This is a genomic window from Citrobacter sp. Cpo071, from assembly GCF_030332765.1.
GTDB classification, from domain to species: domain Bacteria; phylum Pseudomonadota; class Gammaproteobacteria; order Enterobacterales; family Enterobacteriaceae; genus Citrobacter; species Citrobacter portucalensis.
On the sequence record NZ_JAOWHE010000087.1, the window covers coordinates 207,293 to 222,000 of the forward strand.

The window sequence follows — 14,708 nt, forward strand, 5'->3', positions numbered from 1 at the left end:
TCAGGCCTGCGAGCTTCGATTCATTCGTAGGCCTGATAAGTGCAACGCTTTCAGGCATTCCAGCTATATCGCGTTTTTTGAACAAGAGAGCTGTTTCTTTTCGTAATCCCGTTTAACAATCTCCAGCGCCTTCAGTACGGTTTCAGGCGCAACCTGATTTTCCTCAAGTAAAACAATCAAATCGACGGCCAGTTTGACCTCGTCCGGGGCGTTCTCTAATGACATAAATTCTCCGGGGATTAGCGGGTTAAACGCGCCAGCACGTTTTCTATTCTTGCCAGAGCATGGCGACAGCGCGCCAGTCGCGCCTCGAATGCTTCTACTTCACGATGCAGTTTTTGCTGTTCTTCAAAGCCGGTAGCCTGAGCCAGACGCTCTTTGCGTTCACGCGTCATTTCAACCAGACGGCGCTCAAATTCCTGATGTTGGACCCGCTTGCGCTGCCAGCGCGCCAGACCTGGAGAAGCGCTGTCCCACTCTCGAAGGGACCAACTGGCGGTTTCACGTGAAATCGCCTCTAACTGTGAGGCAAGGTGTTCCGCAAGCCAGGTGATTTGTGGGAGTTGCTGCTGCTCAACGGCGCGACGCAGGGCAGTAAGATTATCGTCAGCCTCATCCAGACAGGCCTGCAGCAACGTACTGCGCGTGTGAAACAGATGCCTGTCAAAGCGGGCGCTAAGCGTTGTGTGGTGCGCCAGCGGGGCGCAATGTTGTCGCAAGCGGTTAAGCTGGTTTTCGAGCGTCTGTAACAGCATGGCGGTTTTCACAACAACACTCCGATGAAAATGAGAACCGTTATGCTAAAGTAGCGATTCTCTGTGTTAAGTACTCATATTATGCAACGCATTATTCTAATCATCATTGGCTGGATAGCGGTAGTGCTAGGTACGCTGGGCGTTGTATTGCCTCTGTTGCCGACGACACCGTTTATACTGCTGGCCGCCTGGTGTTTTGCCCGCTCATCGCCGCGTTTTCACGACTGGTTGCTTTACCGTTCGTGGTTCGGCGGGTATTTGCGCCACTGGCAAAAACACCGTGCGATGCCGCCGGGAGCAAAACCGCGCGCTATTTTGTTGATCCTGGTGACGTTTGGCATTTCACTGTGGCTGGTCAATATGATGTGGGTGCGCGGCCTGCTGCTGGTTATTCTCGCCTGTTTACTGATTTTTATGTGGCGGATCCCGGTGATTGATGAAAAACAACAAAAGCAGTAAAGCGCAATAATCGCTGTTGCAATTGTCTCTCACAGCCAGTAAATTCGACCGTTTTCGAGCACAGGCGCAGGTGGTCAAAGGTTAAGCAAGTGTAACCTTGGCTCTTATATAGACACAAAATCATTCAAGATACGTCGAGGATGAAGTGTTTAGTGCGCCGTGAAGTAATACTGTATTAATCAGGCACAAACTTATGACCGCGACAGCACAGCAGCTTGAGTTTCTCAAAAATAGCATCAAAAGCATCCACGACTACCCAAAACCGGGCATTCTCTTTCGTGATGTCACCAGTTTACTGGAAGACCCGAAAGCCTACGCCCTCAGCATTGAATTGCTGGTTGAACGCTACAAAAATGCGGGTATCACTAAAGTGGTTGGCACCGAAGCGCGTGGCTTCCTGTTTGGCGCGCCGGTAGCGTTGGGGCTGGGCGTCGGCTTTGTTCCGGTACGCAAACCCCGTAAGCTTCCGCGTGAAGTTATTGCTGAGACCTATGAGCTGGAGTACGGCACCGATCAGCTGGAAATCCACGTTGATGCCATCAAACCTGGCGATAAAGTGCTGGTTGTGGACGACCTGCTGGCAACTGGCGGCACGATTGAAGCGACCGTGAAGCTGATCCGCCGTCTGGGTGGTGAAGTTACCGATGCTGCTTTTATCATTAACCTGTTTGATCTGGGCGGCGAACAGCGTCTGGAAAAACAGAGGCTGACCTGTTATAGCCTGGTTCCATTCCCGGGCCACTAATTTAGGGCTATCTTTTTTGCCATTTTGGCCCCGGTCAGTGCTCGAAATCCTCACGTACTGCGTGTACGCTCCGGTTTCTGTGCGCTGCCCGAAACCAAACTGACTGCAACGATAACGCCCGAATATAACGTGTCAACCTCGCCGTCGCTGCGAGGTTGTGTTAGCATTATCCCCCTGTGAATCCACCCTCCAGCCTTTCAGAGCCTGCCAATGAGTTATCAGGTCTTAGCCCGAAAATGGCGCCCACAAACCTTTGCTGACGTCGTCGGCCAGGAACATGTGCTGACGGCACTGGCGAACGGCTTGTCGTTAGGGCGTATTCATCATGCTTATTTGTTTTCCGGCACCCGTGGCGTCGGGAAAACCTCTATCGCCCGCTTGCTGGCGAAGGGATTGAACTGTGAAACCGGCATCACCGCTACGCCGTGCGGCGTGTGCGATAATTGCCGGGAAATCGAGCAGGGGCGTTTTGTCGATCTGATTGAAATCGACGCCGCCTCACGCACCAAAGTCGAAGACACCCGTGACCTGCTGGATAACGTCCAGTATGCGCCTGCGCGCGGTCGCTTTAAGGTCTACTTGATCGACGAAGTGCACATGCTGTCGCGCCACAGTTTTAATGCCTTGCTGAAAACGCTCGAAGAGCCGCCCGCGCACGTTAAGTTCCTGCTGGCGACTACCGATCCGCAGAAGCTGCCGGTGACTATCCTGTCGCGCTGTCTGCAATTCCATCTTAAAGCGTTGGATGTCGAACAGATTCGCCATCAGCTTGAGCATATCCTCAAAGAAGAGCATATCGCCCATGAACCACGTGCACTGCAACTGCTGGCTCGCGCCGCGGACGGTAGCCTGCGTGATGCGCTGAGCCTGACCGATCAGGCGATCGCCAGCGGCGATGGTCAGGTCTCGACCGAGGCGGTCAGCACCATGCTCGGCACGCTGGACGACGACCAGGCGCTCTCGCTCGTTGAAGCGGTTGTGGCTGCGGACGGCGAACGCGTTATGGCGCTGGTAAACGACGCCGCCGCGCGCGGTATCGAATGGGAAGCGCTGCTGGTTGAGATGTCGGCTTTGCTGCATCGTATTGCCATGGTTCAGCTTTCGCCTGCCGCGCTCGGCAGCGATATGGCCGCCATTGAACAGCGTATGCGTGAACTGGCGCGAATTGTTCCGCCAACCGATGTGCAGCTTTACTACCAGACTTTGTTAATCGGCCGCAAAGAACTGCCGTATGCACCGGACAGGCGAATGGGCGTCGAAATGACGCTGCTGCGTGCGCTGGCTTTTCATCCGCGCATGCCGCTCCCGGAACCTGAAGTTCCACGACAGTCGTTTGCCCCGGTCGCACCCACGGCGGTGATGACCCCGACGCAGGTGCAGCAGCAGCCCGCGCCTGCACAACAGCAACAGAATGTGCCGCTCTCCGATGCCACCAGTCAGGTGTTGGCGGCGCGTAACCAGCTGCAACGCGCTCAGGGAGCAACCAAAGCAAAAAAGAGTGAACCGGCAGCCGCTTCCCGCGCGCGGCCGGTGAATAATGCTGCGCTGGAAAGACTGGCTTCGGTGTCGGAACGTGTTCAGGCGCGTCCGGCGGTCTCTGCGCTGGAAAAAGCACCGGCGAAGAAAGAAGCGTATCGCTGGAAAGCGACCAATCCTGTTGCAGAAGTTAAAGAAGTCGTTGCCACGCCGAAAGCGCTGAAAAAAGCGCTTGAGCATGAAAAAACGCCGGAACTGGCGGCAAAGCTTGCGGCTGAAGCCATTGAACGCGACCCGTGGGCCGCCCAGGTGAGTCAGCTCTCGCTGCCTAAACTGGTGGAGCAGGTGGCGCTTAATGCGTGGAAAGAAGAGAATGGCAACGTGGTTTGCCTGCACCTGCGTTCCACGCAGCGACACCTTAATTCCAGCGGCGCGCAGCAAAAACTGGCTGAAGCACTGAGTTCCTTAACGGGGTCAACGGTTGAATTGACCATCGTTGAAGATGATAATCCAGCGGTGCGTACGCCGCTGGAGTGGCGTCAGGCCATTTATGAAGAGAAGCTCGCGCAGGCGCGTGAGTCGATTATTGCGGATAATAACATCCAGACGCTGCGTCGTTTTTTCGATGCGGAGCTGGACGAAGAGAGTATTCGCCCCATTTGATCGTGAGCCTAATGGTTTGACGGTCGTCATCCCTTAACGTGATTGAGAGAGAAGCCTATGTTTGGTAAAGGCGGTCTGGGTAACCTGATGAAACAGGCCCAGCAGATGCAAGAAAAAATGCAGCAGATGCAGGAAGAAGTCGCCAAGCTGGAAGTGACCGGCGAATCTGGCGCGGGTCTGGTAAAAGTGACCATTAACGGCGCGCACAACTGCCGTCGCGTGGAGATCGATCCAAGCCTGCTGGAAGACGACAAAGAGATGCTGGAAGACCTGGTTGCTGCGGCATTCAACGACGCGGCGCGTCGCATTGAAGAGACGCAGAAAGAGAAGATGGCCTCTGTTTCCTCCGGAATGCAGCTGCCGCCTGGCTTTAAGATGCCGTTCTGATGCAAACCAGCCCGCTGTTAACTCAGCTTATGGAAGCACTGCGCTGTCTGCCGGGCGTTGGCCCGAAGTCGGCGCAGCGCATGGCGTTCACGCTACTTCAGCGCGATCGCAGCGGCGGGATGCGTCTGGCACAGGCGTTAACGAAGGCAATGTCGGAAATCGGCCATTGTGCCGATTGCCGCACCTTCACAGAGCAAGACGTCTGCAACATTTGCTCGAACCCGCGTCGCCAGGAAAACGGTCAGATTTGTGTGGTGGAGAGTCCGGCGGACATCTACGCCATTGAGCAAACCGGGCAATTTTCCGGACGTTACTTCGTGCTGATGGGACACCTGTCGCCGCTGGACGGTATTGGCCCTGATGATATCGGGCTGGATCGTCTCGAACAGCGACTGGAGTCTGAGCACATCAACGAACTGATCCTGGCGACCAATCCTACGGTCGAAGGAGAGGCGACCGCCAACTATATTGCTGAGCTTTGCATGCAATATGGCGTTGAAGCCAGCCGTATCGCCCATGGCGTTCCGGTAGGCGGCGAGCTGGAAATGGTCGATGGCACTACGCTGTCGCACTCTCTGGCAGGGCGACACAAGATTAAATTCTGAACAAACGGAGGCCGCGACGGCGGCTTCCGCTTGAAATCCTTCCCGCTTGTCCCCATTTCACCCTCAACGTGTTTTTACCATTGAAAATGGCATTGTTGAGGTAGATCTACATGAAAGGACAAGAAACTCGTGGTTTTCAGTCAGAAGTAAAACAACTTCTGCACCTGATGATCCATTCTCTGTATTCCAATAAAGAAATCTTCCTGCGTGAGCTTATCTCTAACGCCTCGGATGCGGCAGACAAGCTGCGTTTCCGCGCCCTGTCTAACCCGGACCTGTATGAAGGCGACGGTGAGCTGCGTGTACGTGTTTCCTTCGATAAAGATAAGCGTACGTTGACCATTGCCGATAACGGCGTGGGGATGAACCGTGATGACGTTATCGATCATCTGGGGACCATTGCGAAATCCGGTACTAAATCTTTCCTCGAATCCATGGGATCCGATCAGGCGAAAGACAGCCAGTTGATCGGCCAGTTCGGGGTGGGTTTCTACTCTGCGTTCATCGTGGCGGACAAAGTCACCGTGCGTACCCGCGCTGCGGGCGATAAGCCGGAAAACGGCGTGTTCTGGGAATCTGCGGGCGAAGGTGAGTACACCGTTGCCGACATCACCAAAGACGATCGCGGCACCGAAATCACCCTGCATCTGCGTGAAGGCGAAGATGAGTTCCTTGATGACTGGCGCGTACGTTCCATCATCAGCAAATATTCCGACCATATCGCGCTGCCGGTAGAGATCGAAAAATCCGAAGAAAAAGACGGCGAGACCGTGGTTTCCTGGGAAAAGATCAACAAAGCGCAGGCGCTGTGGACCCGTAACAAGTCGGAAATCAAAGACGACGAATACAACGAGTTCTACAAGCACATCGCCCACGACTTCACTGACCCGCTGACCTGGAGCCACAACCGTGTGGAAGGTAAGCAGGAGTACACCAGCCTGCTGTACATCCCGTCCCAGGCTCCGTGGGATATGTGGAACCGCGATCACAAGCATGGTCTGAAACTGTACGTCCAGCGTGTGTTTATTATGGACGACGCCGAGCAGTTCATGCCGAACTACCTGCGCTTTGTGCGCGGTCTGATAGATTCCAACGATCTGCCGCTGAACGTTTCCCGTGAGATCCTGCAGGACAGCACCGTCACCCGTAACCTGCGCAGCGCGCTGACCAAACGCGTACTGCAGATGCTGGAAAAACTGGCGAAAGACGACGCGGAAAAATACCAGACCTTCTGGAAACAGTTCGGCCTGGTACTGAAAGAAGGCCCGGCGGAAGATCACGCCAACCAGGAAACGATCGCTAAGCTGATGCGCTTCGCGTCTACGCACACTGACTCCTCCGCACAGACCGTGTCGCTGGAAGACTACGTGTCGCGTATGAAAGAAGGGCAGGAGAAAATCTACTACATCACCGCAGACAGCTATGCGGCAGCGAAGAGCAGCCCGCACCTGGAACTGCTGCGTAAGAAAGGCATCGAAGTGCTGCTGCTTTCTGACCGCATCGATGAGTGGATGATGAACTACCTGACCGAGTTCGACGGTAAGGCATTCCAGTCTGTTGCCAAAGCAGACGAGTCCATCGACAAGCTGGCGGATGAAGTTGATGAATCGGCAAAAGAAGCGGAAAAAGCGCTGACGCCGTTCGTTGAGCGCGTGAAAACCCTGCTGGGCGACCGCGTGAAAGAAGTGCGTCTGACTCACCGTCTGACTGACACGCCAGCCATCGTCACCACCGATGCGGATGAAATGAGCACTCAGATGGCGAAACTGTTTGCCGCTGCGGGCCAGGCCGTACCGGAAGTGAAATATATCTTTGAACTGAACCCGGACCACGTGCTGGTAAAACGCACGGCGGATACCCAGGACGAAGCGCAGTTCAAAGAATGGGTCGAACTGCTGCTGGATCAGGCGCTGTTTGCTGAGCGCGGCACGCTGGAAGACCCGAACCAGTTCATCCGTCGTATGAACCAGTTGCTGGTGTCCTGATACCCGTAATGTAATGCCGGATGGCGCTAACGCTTATCCGGCCTACAGCATCTCGTAATAGTATGCCGGATACGGTGTTTCCACCGCCATCCGGCATTTTCTCTCCTTATTTTTAATTTTCCCACCGTTAACCGTTTCAGCGTCGGGCGTCTTTCTTGAGCCAATTGCGTGATGGTGGTATCGTTTAGCGCTTTTTAAAAAATATCGACAACCTTTAAGGGGATTTTCGTAATGCGTATCATTCTGCTTGGCGCTCCGGGCGCGGGTAAAGGAACTCAGGCTCAGTTCATCATGGAGAAGTATGGTATTCCGCAAATCTCCACCGGTGATATGCTGCGTGCCGCCGTGAAATCTGGCTCCGAGCTGGGCAAACAAGCGAAAGACATCATGGACGCCGGTAAGCTGGTGACTGATGAGCTGGTGATCGCGCTGGTAAAAGAGCGTATTGCTCAGGAAGACTGCCGTAATGGTTTCCTGCTGGATGGCTTCCCGCGTACTATTCCGCAGGCAGACGCCATGAAAGAAGCGGGCATCAACGTGGACTACGTTCTGGAGTTCGATGTTCCTGACGAACTGATCGTTGACCGTATCGTGGGTCGTCGCGTACACGCTGCTTCTGGCCGCGTTTACCACATCAAATTCAACCCGCCTAAGGTTGAAGGTAAAGACGACGTGACCGGCGAAGAGCTGACCACCCGTAAAGACGATCAGGAAGAAACTGTACGTAAGCGCCTGGTGGAATACCATCAGATGACCGCTCCGCTGATCGGCTACTACTCTAAAGAAGCGCAGGCGGGTAACACCAAATACGCGAAAGTTGACGGCACCCAGGCCGTTGCTGACGTGCGCGCAGCGCTGGAAAAAATCCTCGGCTAATTTTTTCGCGTAATAAACCTCTTATCAGGCCTGCCATTATCGCGTAGGCCTGATAAGCGTAGCGCCATCAGGCAAATTCTCGTCTTACCTCTCACAGCAATTAGTTCTTCTTTATCGCTTTTCCGCTACAATTATCAACAATTTGAATCGATAAGAGGCGGTAATGCGTCAGACGAAAACCGGTATCCTGCTGGCAAACCTCGGCACTCCCGATGCCCCAACCCCCGAAGCCGTTAAGCGCTACCTGCGCCAGTTTTTAAGCGATCCACGCGTAGTTGATACGTCACCTGCACTGTGGTGGCCGCTGCTGCGCGGGGTGATTTTACCGTTGCGTGCGCCACGCGTAGCCAAGCTGTACCAGTCAATCTGGATGGAAGACGGTTCTCCGCTGATGGTTTATAGCAAGGCACAACAGCGGGCGCTGGCAGAACGCCTACCAAATACCCCTGTCGCGCTGGGAATGAGCTACGGTTCGCCGTCGCTTGAAAGCGCGGTCGATGAACTGTTGGCAAGCGGGGTTGAACACATGGTGGTGTTACCGCTGTACCCGCAATATTCCTGTTCGACGGTAGCGGCCGTCTGGGACGAACTGGCGCGTATCTTAGCGCGTAAACGCGGTATTCCTGGCGTTTCATTTATTCGTGATTACGCCGATGACAGCAGCTACATCGATGCGCTGGCGAAGAGTGCCCGGGATTCATTTGCTCAACACGGTGAACCTGATTTGCTGCTGCTCTCCTACCACGGCATTCCGCAGCGTTACGCCGATGAAGGCGATGACTACCCGCAGCGCTGTCGCGATACCACCCGAGAGCTGGTTTCAGCGCTTGGCCTGCCGCCAGAAAAAGTAATGATGACCTTCCAGTCTCGCTTTGGTCGCGAACCGTGGCTGACGCCGTATACCGACGAAACGTTAAAAATGCTGGCGGAGAAAGGGACACAACATATCCAGGTTATGTGTCCGGGCTTCTCGGCAGATTGCCTCGAAACGCTGGAAGAGATAGCGGTACAAAACCGGGAGATTTTCCTCGAAGCTGGCGGTAAGCAATATGAGTATATTCCGGCGCTTAATGCCGCACCGGAACATATCGAAATGATGGTTAAACTGACCGACGCTTACCGTTAAAGCTGGGCTCTGAAGTAACGAGCGCCTTCCCGTAATGCATCGTCGGCGGTTTTCATCATTCGCGAATAGTGCAGGAAGGCGTGCAGCGTACCGGGGTACATTTTGTACTGGCAGGGCTGCTGATGCGCCTGCAACGTCTGGAATAGTAAGCGGCTATCGTCAATCAGCGGATCAAACTCAGCGCCAGCGATAAAACACGGTGGCACGTCACGCGTCAGATCGTTATTAAACAGGCAATAATACGGTGACTCGCGATCGTCAGCGCTACGCAGGTACGCGTTTTCGTACATCTGCAAGTCCTCGCGGGTTAACCCATCCCACGCTCCGCCCATCAGCCGTCGACTCAGTGAATCCTGCAGGCCGTAAAGTCCATACCACAACAGCACCCCAGCCACCTTGCCGCAGACAATGCGTTTATCCCGCAGCCACAGCGCACTGGCAAGCGCCAGCATGGCTCCGGCGGAATCGCCCGCAAAACCGATATGATTCACATTAAGAGAATAGTCGCCAGCGTGCTGATGAAAATACTGGCAGACGGCGGCAATCTCTTCGATGGCTTGCGGGAAACGGGCTTCTGGCGCAAGCGAATAATCGATACCAATTACCGTGCACTGCGTATAGCGCGCCAGCAAGCGCATAATACGGTCGTGGGTATCCAGATTACCGAGAATAAAACCGCCGCCGTGCAGATAATACAACGTTGCCAGACTATGGGGCTGCGGTGAGTAAATACGTGTGGCCACGGGGCCGCATGCGGTAGAAATAACGCATTCGCGGGTATTCATCTCTGGGGCATCGGCATTCCACAACTGCCGTTCATGAATGTAGTGTTGGCGCTGGGCCACGAAGTCATCTGCAGCGGGCCACGGCGGCAGATCGTCGCGATGAAAATTCACCACGCTTTTCATTTCATCCGAAATTCTGTCGAGTACGGGGATCTTGTTTTCCGGCTTCATAAAACGCTCCTTGTGAAGGTGAGTTATTGTAGAAATTAATCCCGTATAAACTGCGATCTCACCGTCTGATATTGAAACTTAGCGCCGCATCGCATGCGTGGCAGGGAATGTGCTACCATGCATCGCTCAGTTAACCACCCGTAAAATCGACCATGAAATTTCCCGGTAAACGCAAATCCAAACACTATTTTCCCGTCAGCGCGCGCGATCCGTTGCTGCAACAAATTCAGCCAGAAAATGAAACCAGCGCAGCCTGGGTGGTAGGTATCGACCAGACGCTGGTGGATATTGAAGCCAAAGTGGATGATGACTTTGTAAAACGTTATGGATTAAGCGCCGGGCATTCTCTGGTGATTGCCGATGATGTCGCAGAAGCGCTCTACCAGGAACTGGTGCGTGAAAATTTGATCACCCATCAGTTCGCGGGCGGTACTATCGGTAACACGATGCACAACTACTCTGTGCTGGCGGATGACCGCTCGGTGCTGCTGGGCGTGATGTGCAGCAATATCGAGATTGGCAGCTATGCTTACCGCTATTTATGCAATACCTCCAGCCGTACCGACCTGAATTACCTGCAAGGCGTTAACGGACCGATTGGCCGCTGCTTTACGCTGATTGGCGAGTCAGGTGAGCGTACCTTCGCAATCAGCCCTGGGCATATGAATAAGCTACGAGCGGATAGCATCCCTGAATCGGTGATTGCCGGAGCGTCCGCGCTGGTGCTGACGTCCTATCTGGTGCGCTGCGAACCGGGTGAGCCGATGCCGGAAGCAACCATGAAGGCGATTGAATACGCCAAAAAGCACAATGTGCCGGTGGTTCTGACCCTGGGCACCAAATTCGTCATTGCCGATAACCCGCAGTGGTGGCAGGCATTCCTGAAAGAGCATGTCTCTATTCTGGCGATGAATGAAGAAGAGGCTGAAGCGCTGACCGGCGAGAACGACCCGCTGCTGGCGTCTGATAAGGCGCTGGATTGGGTGGATCTGGTGCTGTGCACGGCGGGTCCGGCGGGTCTGTATATGGCAGGCTTTACGGAAGAAGAAGTGAAACGTAAAACCCAGCATCCTCTGCTCCCTGGTGCTATTGCCGAATTTAACCAGTACGAATTCAGCCGCGCCATGCGCCATAAAGACTGTACCAATCCGCTGCGCGTGTATTCGCACATCGCACCGTATATGGGCGGACCTGAAAAGATAATGAACACCAACGGCGCAGGTGACGGCGCGCTGGCGGCATTGCTGCATGATATTACCGCCAACAGCTATCACCGCAGCAACGTGCCTAACTCCAGCAAGCACAAGTTCACCTGGCTGACCTATTCGTCGTTAGCCCAGGTGTGTAAGTATGCTAATCGCGTGAGTTATCAGGTACTGAACCAGCATTCACCGCGCCTGACGCGCGGTTTGCCGGAACGTGAAGACAGTCTCGAAGAGTCGTACTGGGACCGTTAAATCTTGCATAGGCCGGATAAGCGATAACGCTATCCGGCACGGACATTAACTGGCCGTAGCAACTTCACCTGCAGGCGGCGTTTCAATCAGCTCCAGCATGGTGCGGGCGATTTCACGCTCACCCATGACGACCTGGTTGGCGCCGCGTTCGGTAATATATTCCACCTCATCGTCATAATGCGCGCGGGCGATAATCTCAATCGACGGGCATTTCTCACGTGCAGAAGCGACAATTTCACCCGCTTCATAACCATTGGGAATGGTCAGCAGCAGCCAGCGCGCGCAATCCAGATGCGCCAGATTCATAATCTCTTCGTTGGCGGCATTTCCCAGTACCGCGCGGATCCCACGCTCGCGCAGTTCATCCACCCGGGTACGTGAGGTTTCGATCACCACCAGCGGGATCCCCGCAGCCATCAATTTCTCACCCAGCAGGCTGCCGACGCGACCAAAGCCAACCAGCAAGGCATGATTGCAGATATCCACCGGAATTTGCTTCTCTTCTTCGATAGCCTCTTCCAGTGTCTGCTCCTCCAGCGTTTCTGTTTTGGCGAGGTATTTTTCTAACACCGCAAACAGCACCGGGTTGAGCATGATGGACAGGATTGCCCCCGCCAGCACCAGATTCTGTCCGGCCTGTGGCAGCAGGTTCAACGCCATTCCCAGACCCGCCAGGATAAAGGCAAATTCACCAATCTGCGCGAGGCTGGTGGCAATGGTGAGCGCCGTGCGTTGGGAGTGACCAAACAGGCGCACCAGGAAATAGGCGGCAAGGGATTTACCAAAGATGATAATCGCCAGCGTGCCCAGTACCGCCAACGGCTGCTGGATCAGAACTAACGGATCGAACAGCATCCCGACGGAAACGAAGAACAGCACGGCGAACGCATCGCGCAGCGGCAGAGTATCATGCGCCGCACGGTGGCTTAGTTCAGATTCATTCAGCACCATACCGGCGAAGAACGCGCCCAGCGCAAAGGAGACATCGAACAGCTCTACTGCGCCAAAGGCGATACCTAAGGCGAGGGCGAGGACTGAGAGGGTAAACAGTTCGCGTGAACCGGTTGCGGCGCTGCGGGCCATAATCCACGGTACCAGACGACGACCCACCAGCATCATAATCGCGATAAACGCCACCACCTTGCCGATGGTAATGCCCATATCGACGGCCAGCGAGGCGAAACCGACGTCTTCTTTTTCCAGCATCCCGGCGACGGCTGGCAGGAGAACCAGCGTCAGCACCATCATCAGATCTTCGACAATCAGCCAGCCAATGGCAATTTGCCCGCGCTGGCTGTCAATGAGCTGTCGTTCTTCAAGTGCACGCAATAGCACCACGGTACTGGCGGTTGAAAGACACAGACCAAACACGATCCCCACCATCAGCGACCAGCCTAATACGGCTGAAAGCGCCATACCCAGCAGCGTTGCCACTGCTATCTGGGCAATCGCGCCGGGAATGGCGATAGACTTTACCGCCATCAAATCCTTCAACGAAAAGTGCAGCCCCACGCCGAACATCAGCAGAATAACGCCAAGCTCGGCCAGCTCAGGCGCGAGCTTAGTATCAGCAACAAAACCAGGTGTAAATGGACCGGCCAGAACGCCCGCTAACAGATATCCCACCAGAGGAGAAATACGCAGTTTATTGGCAATCATGCCTAATATAAAAGCGAGCACAAGGCCGCCGACAATGGTGGTGATAAGCGGGGTGGCGTGATGCATTCCGTCTCCTTTGGTTGCTGTGATGATCCTGAAAACCCAAACTACGAGTAATAGTTTATGACAATTTTAATGTTTATGTTTATGAATAATTATTGAATTTTGAAGAAAACGGGATTTTAAGCGTAAAAAAGCACGGATCGGAAAAGTACGGTGATATGTGAGAGGTAAAGGCTGATGGCTACTGCAAGTAATGACGGCCAAAATTTACTTTTGGCCGTCAGAAAATCAGGCTTTGTGTCGGTTATCAGGTAAGAATATGGTCAGTATCCCCAGAAGTGGCAGGAAAGCACATATTTTGTAGACCAAATCGATGCTGGTATGGTCGGCTATCAGCCCTAGCACCGCGGCTCCCAGGCCGCCCATACCGAAGGCAAAACCGAAAAATAGCCCAGAAACCATGCCGATACGCCCAGGAAGCAGCTCCTGCGCGTACACCAAAATAGCAGAAAACGCCGATGCGAGGATAAAACCAATGATCACGGTTAAAATCCCGGTCCATTCCAGCGTTGCGTAGGGTAAAACGAGGGTAAATGGCGCAACGCCGAGGATAGACCCCCAAATAACATATTTTCTGCCAATTTTATCGCCTAATGGTCCGCCAATCACCGTCCCGGCCGCGACGGCAAACAGGAAGGCAAACAGGTGAAACTGGGCGTTTTGTACCGATAATCCGAATTTTTGCATCAGATAAAATGTGTAATAGCTGCTGATGCTCGCCATATAGAAGTATTTGGAGAAAATCAGCACCAGCAGGATGCTTACCGCCAGCACCACTTTATTGCGCGGTAACGGATTTACGATGGCAACTTTCGGTTTTCCTTTACTCATCCGATGCTGCGCGGCATACCAACGGCTGATTTGTGCCAGGACGACAATCGCTAATAACGCAGCCAGAACAAACCAGGCCACATTACCCTTACCATATGGCGCGATGATGACAGCTGCCAGCAAGGGGCCCAGAGAGCTGCCGAAGTTGCCGCCAACCTGGAAAATTGACTGCGCCAGGCCGTGACGACCGCCGGAGGCCATGCGCGCCACGCGGGACGATTCCGGATGAAATACCGAAGAGCCGGTGCCAACCAGCGCCGCGGCGAGCAGCACCATATGGAAACTACCGGCCATGGCCAGCAAAACAAGCCCACTCAGCGTGAAGCACATCCCAATGGGCAGCGACCACGGCATCGGGTATTTGTCCGTCCAGTAACCCACCACCGGTTGCAGCAGCGAGGAAGCAAGCTGGAAGGTTAGGGTGATCATCCCGATCTGCATGAACGTTAGCGAGAACTCTGACTGCAATAGCGGATAAATCGCCAGGATCAGCGACTGAATCATATCGTTTAGCAGATGGGAGAGGCTGATCGCTCCTAAAATGCCAAATGAGGTGCGTGCTTTAGCAACCGACGCTGATGCGCCAGCCACAGGCTGGGTTGGTTCACTTATTGCCATAGAAAGTCACTTCTGTTTGGGTTGCGATTATGAGGGTAATCTATTTT

Annotated in this window: 14 protein-coding genes and 1 other annotated feature; of the genes, 9 read left to right on the forward strand and 5 right to left on the reverse strand. The window is 54.2% G+C overall.

All coding sequences use genetic code 11. The annotated features are described in order from the left end of the window. Positions 1-63: 63 nt before the first annotated feature. Positions 64-225 carry a pleiotropic regulatory protein RsmS gene (rsmS, locus tag OGY09_RS23880; RefSeq protein WP_008783967.1) on the reverse strand — a complete coding sequence of 54 codons (162 nt, stop codon included), beginning with the start codon at positions 223-225 and terminating at the stop codon, positions 64-66. 14 nt (positions 226-239) lie between these two features. Continuing rightward, positions 240-767 (reverse strand): primosomal replication protein N'', encoded by a 528-nt coding sequence (gene priC / locus OGY09_RS23885; protein WP_008783968.1) that lies wholly within the window; start codon positions 765-767, stop codon positions 240-242. A gap of 69 nt (positions 768-836) precedes the next feature. Between priC and OGY09_RS23890 the strand changes: the two genes are divergently transcribed. The 8 genes from OGY09_RS23890 (at position 837) to hemH (ending at position 9,077) form a co-directional block, all read left to right on the forward strand. Then, a complete protein-coding gene (locus OGY09_RS23890) occupies positions 837-1,214 on the forward strand; it encodes a DUF454 family protein (RefSeq protein ID WP_008783969.1) in 378 nt (125 codons plus the stop codon). Between the two features lie 193 nt (positions 1,215-1,407). Continuing rightward, the gene (apt, locus tag OGY09_RS23895; protein WP_275399118.1) at positions 1,408-1,959 is read left to right on the forward strand and encodes an adenine phosphoribosyltransferase; all 552 of its coding nucleotides are present in this window, start codon (positions 1,408-1,410) and stop codon (positions 1,957-1,959) included. A gap of 210 nt (positions 1,960-2,169) precedes the next feature. Beyond that, positions 2,170-4,098, forward strand: coding sequence for a DNA polymerase III subunit gamma/tau (gene dnaX / locus OGY09_RS23900; RefSeq protein ID WP_032942552.1), 1,929 nt, complete (start codon positions 2,170-2,172; stop codon positions 4,096-4,098). Beyond that, positions 3,431-3,495: a sequence feature (DnaX frameshifting element), on the forward strand. It overlaps the preceding gene by 65 nt. A 57-nt stretch (positions 4,099-4,155) precedes the next feature. Beyond that, positions 4,156-4,485 (forward strand): YbaB/EbfC family nucleoid-associated protein, encoded by a 330-nt coding sequence (locus tag OGY09_RS23905; RefSeq protein WP_003021764.1) that lies wholly within the window; start codon positions 4,156-4,158, stop codon positions 4,483-4,485. Further along, the gene (gene recR / locus OGY09_RS23910; RefSeq protein ID WP_032942553.1) at positions 4,485-5,090 is read left to right on the forward strand and encodes a recombination mediator RecR; all 606 of its coding nucleotides are present in this window, start codon (positions 4,485-4,487) and stop codon (positions 5,088-5,090) included. Before OGY09_RS23905 ends, recR begins: the two co-directional genes overlap by 1 nt. Positions 5,091-5,200: 110 nt before the next feature. After that, complete coding sequence (gene htpG / locus OGY09_RS23915; RefSeq protein ID WP_032942554.1) at positions 5,201-7,075, forward strand: molecular chaperone HtpG; 1,875 nt, start codon at positions 5,201-5,203, stop codon at positions 7,073-7,075. Between the two features lie 231 nt (positions 7,076-7,306). Further along, on the forward strand, positions 7,307-7,951 hold the full coding sequence (gene adk / locus OGY09_RS23920) for an adenylate kinase (protein ID WP_003021773.1): 645 nt from the start codon (positions 7,307-7,309) through the stop codon (positions 7,949-7,951). Between the two features lie 163 nt (positions 7,952-8,114). Beyond that, positions 8,115-9,077 carry a ferrochelatase gene (hemH, locus tag OGY09_RS23925; protein ID WP_003831052.1) on the forward strand — a complete coding sequence of 321 codons (963 nt, stop codon included), beginning with the start codon at positions 8,115-8,117 and terminating at the stop codon, positions 9,075-9,077. Here the strand turns inward: hemH and aes are convergent. Continuing rightward, a complete protein-coding gene (gene aes / locus OGY09_RS23930) occupies positions 9,074-10,033 on the reverse strand; it encodes an acetyl esterase (protein WP_003831053.1) in 960 nt (319 codons plus the stop codon). The two genes, hemH and aes, sit on opposite strands and share 4 nt — an antisense overlap. Positions 10,034-10,185: 152 nt before the next feature. Between aes and gsk the strand changes: the two genes are divergently transcribed. Further along, positions 10,186-11,490, forward strand: coding sequence for an inosine/guanosine kinase (gene gsk, locus OGY09_RS23935; RefSeq protein WP_003021781.1), 1,305 nt, complete (start codon positions 10,186-10,188; stop codon positions 11,488-11,490). Positions 11,491-11,535: 45 nt separating this feature from the next. Here the strand turns inward: gsk and ybaL are convergent, their stop codons facing one another. Next, the gene (gene ybaL, locus OGY09_RS23940) at positions 11,536-13,215 is read right to left on the reverse strand and encodes a YbaL family putative K(+) efflux transporter (protein WP_003021783.1); all 1,680 of its coding nucleotides are present in this window, start codon (positions 13,213-13,215) and stop codon (positions 11,536-11,538) included. 225 nt (positions 13,216-13,440) lie between these two features. Next, positions 13,441-14,661, reverse strand: coding sequence for a fosmidomycin MFS transporter (gene fsr / locus OGY09_RS23945; protein WP_003021788.1), 1,221 nt, complete (start codon positions 14,659-14,661; stop codon positions 13,441-13,443). Positions 14,662-14,708: the final 47 nt, after the last annotated feature.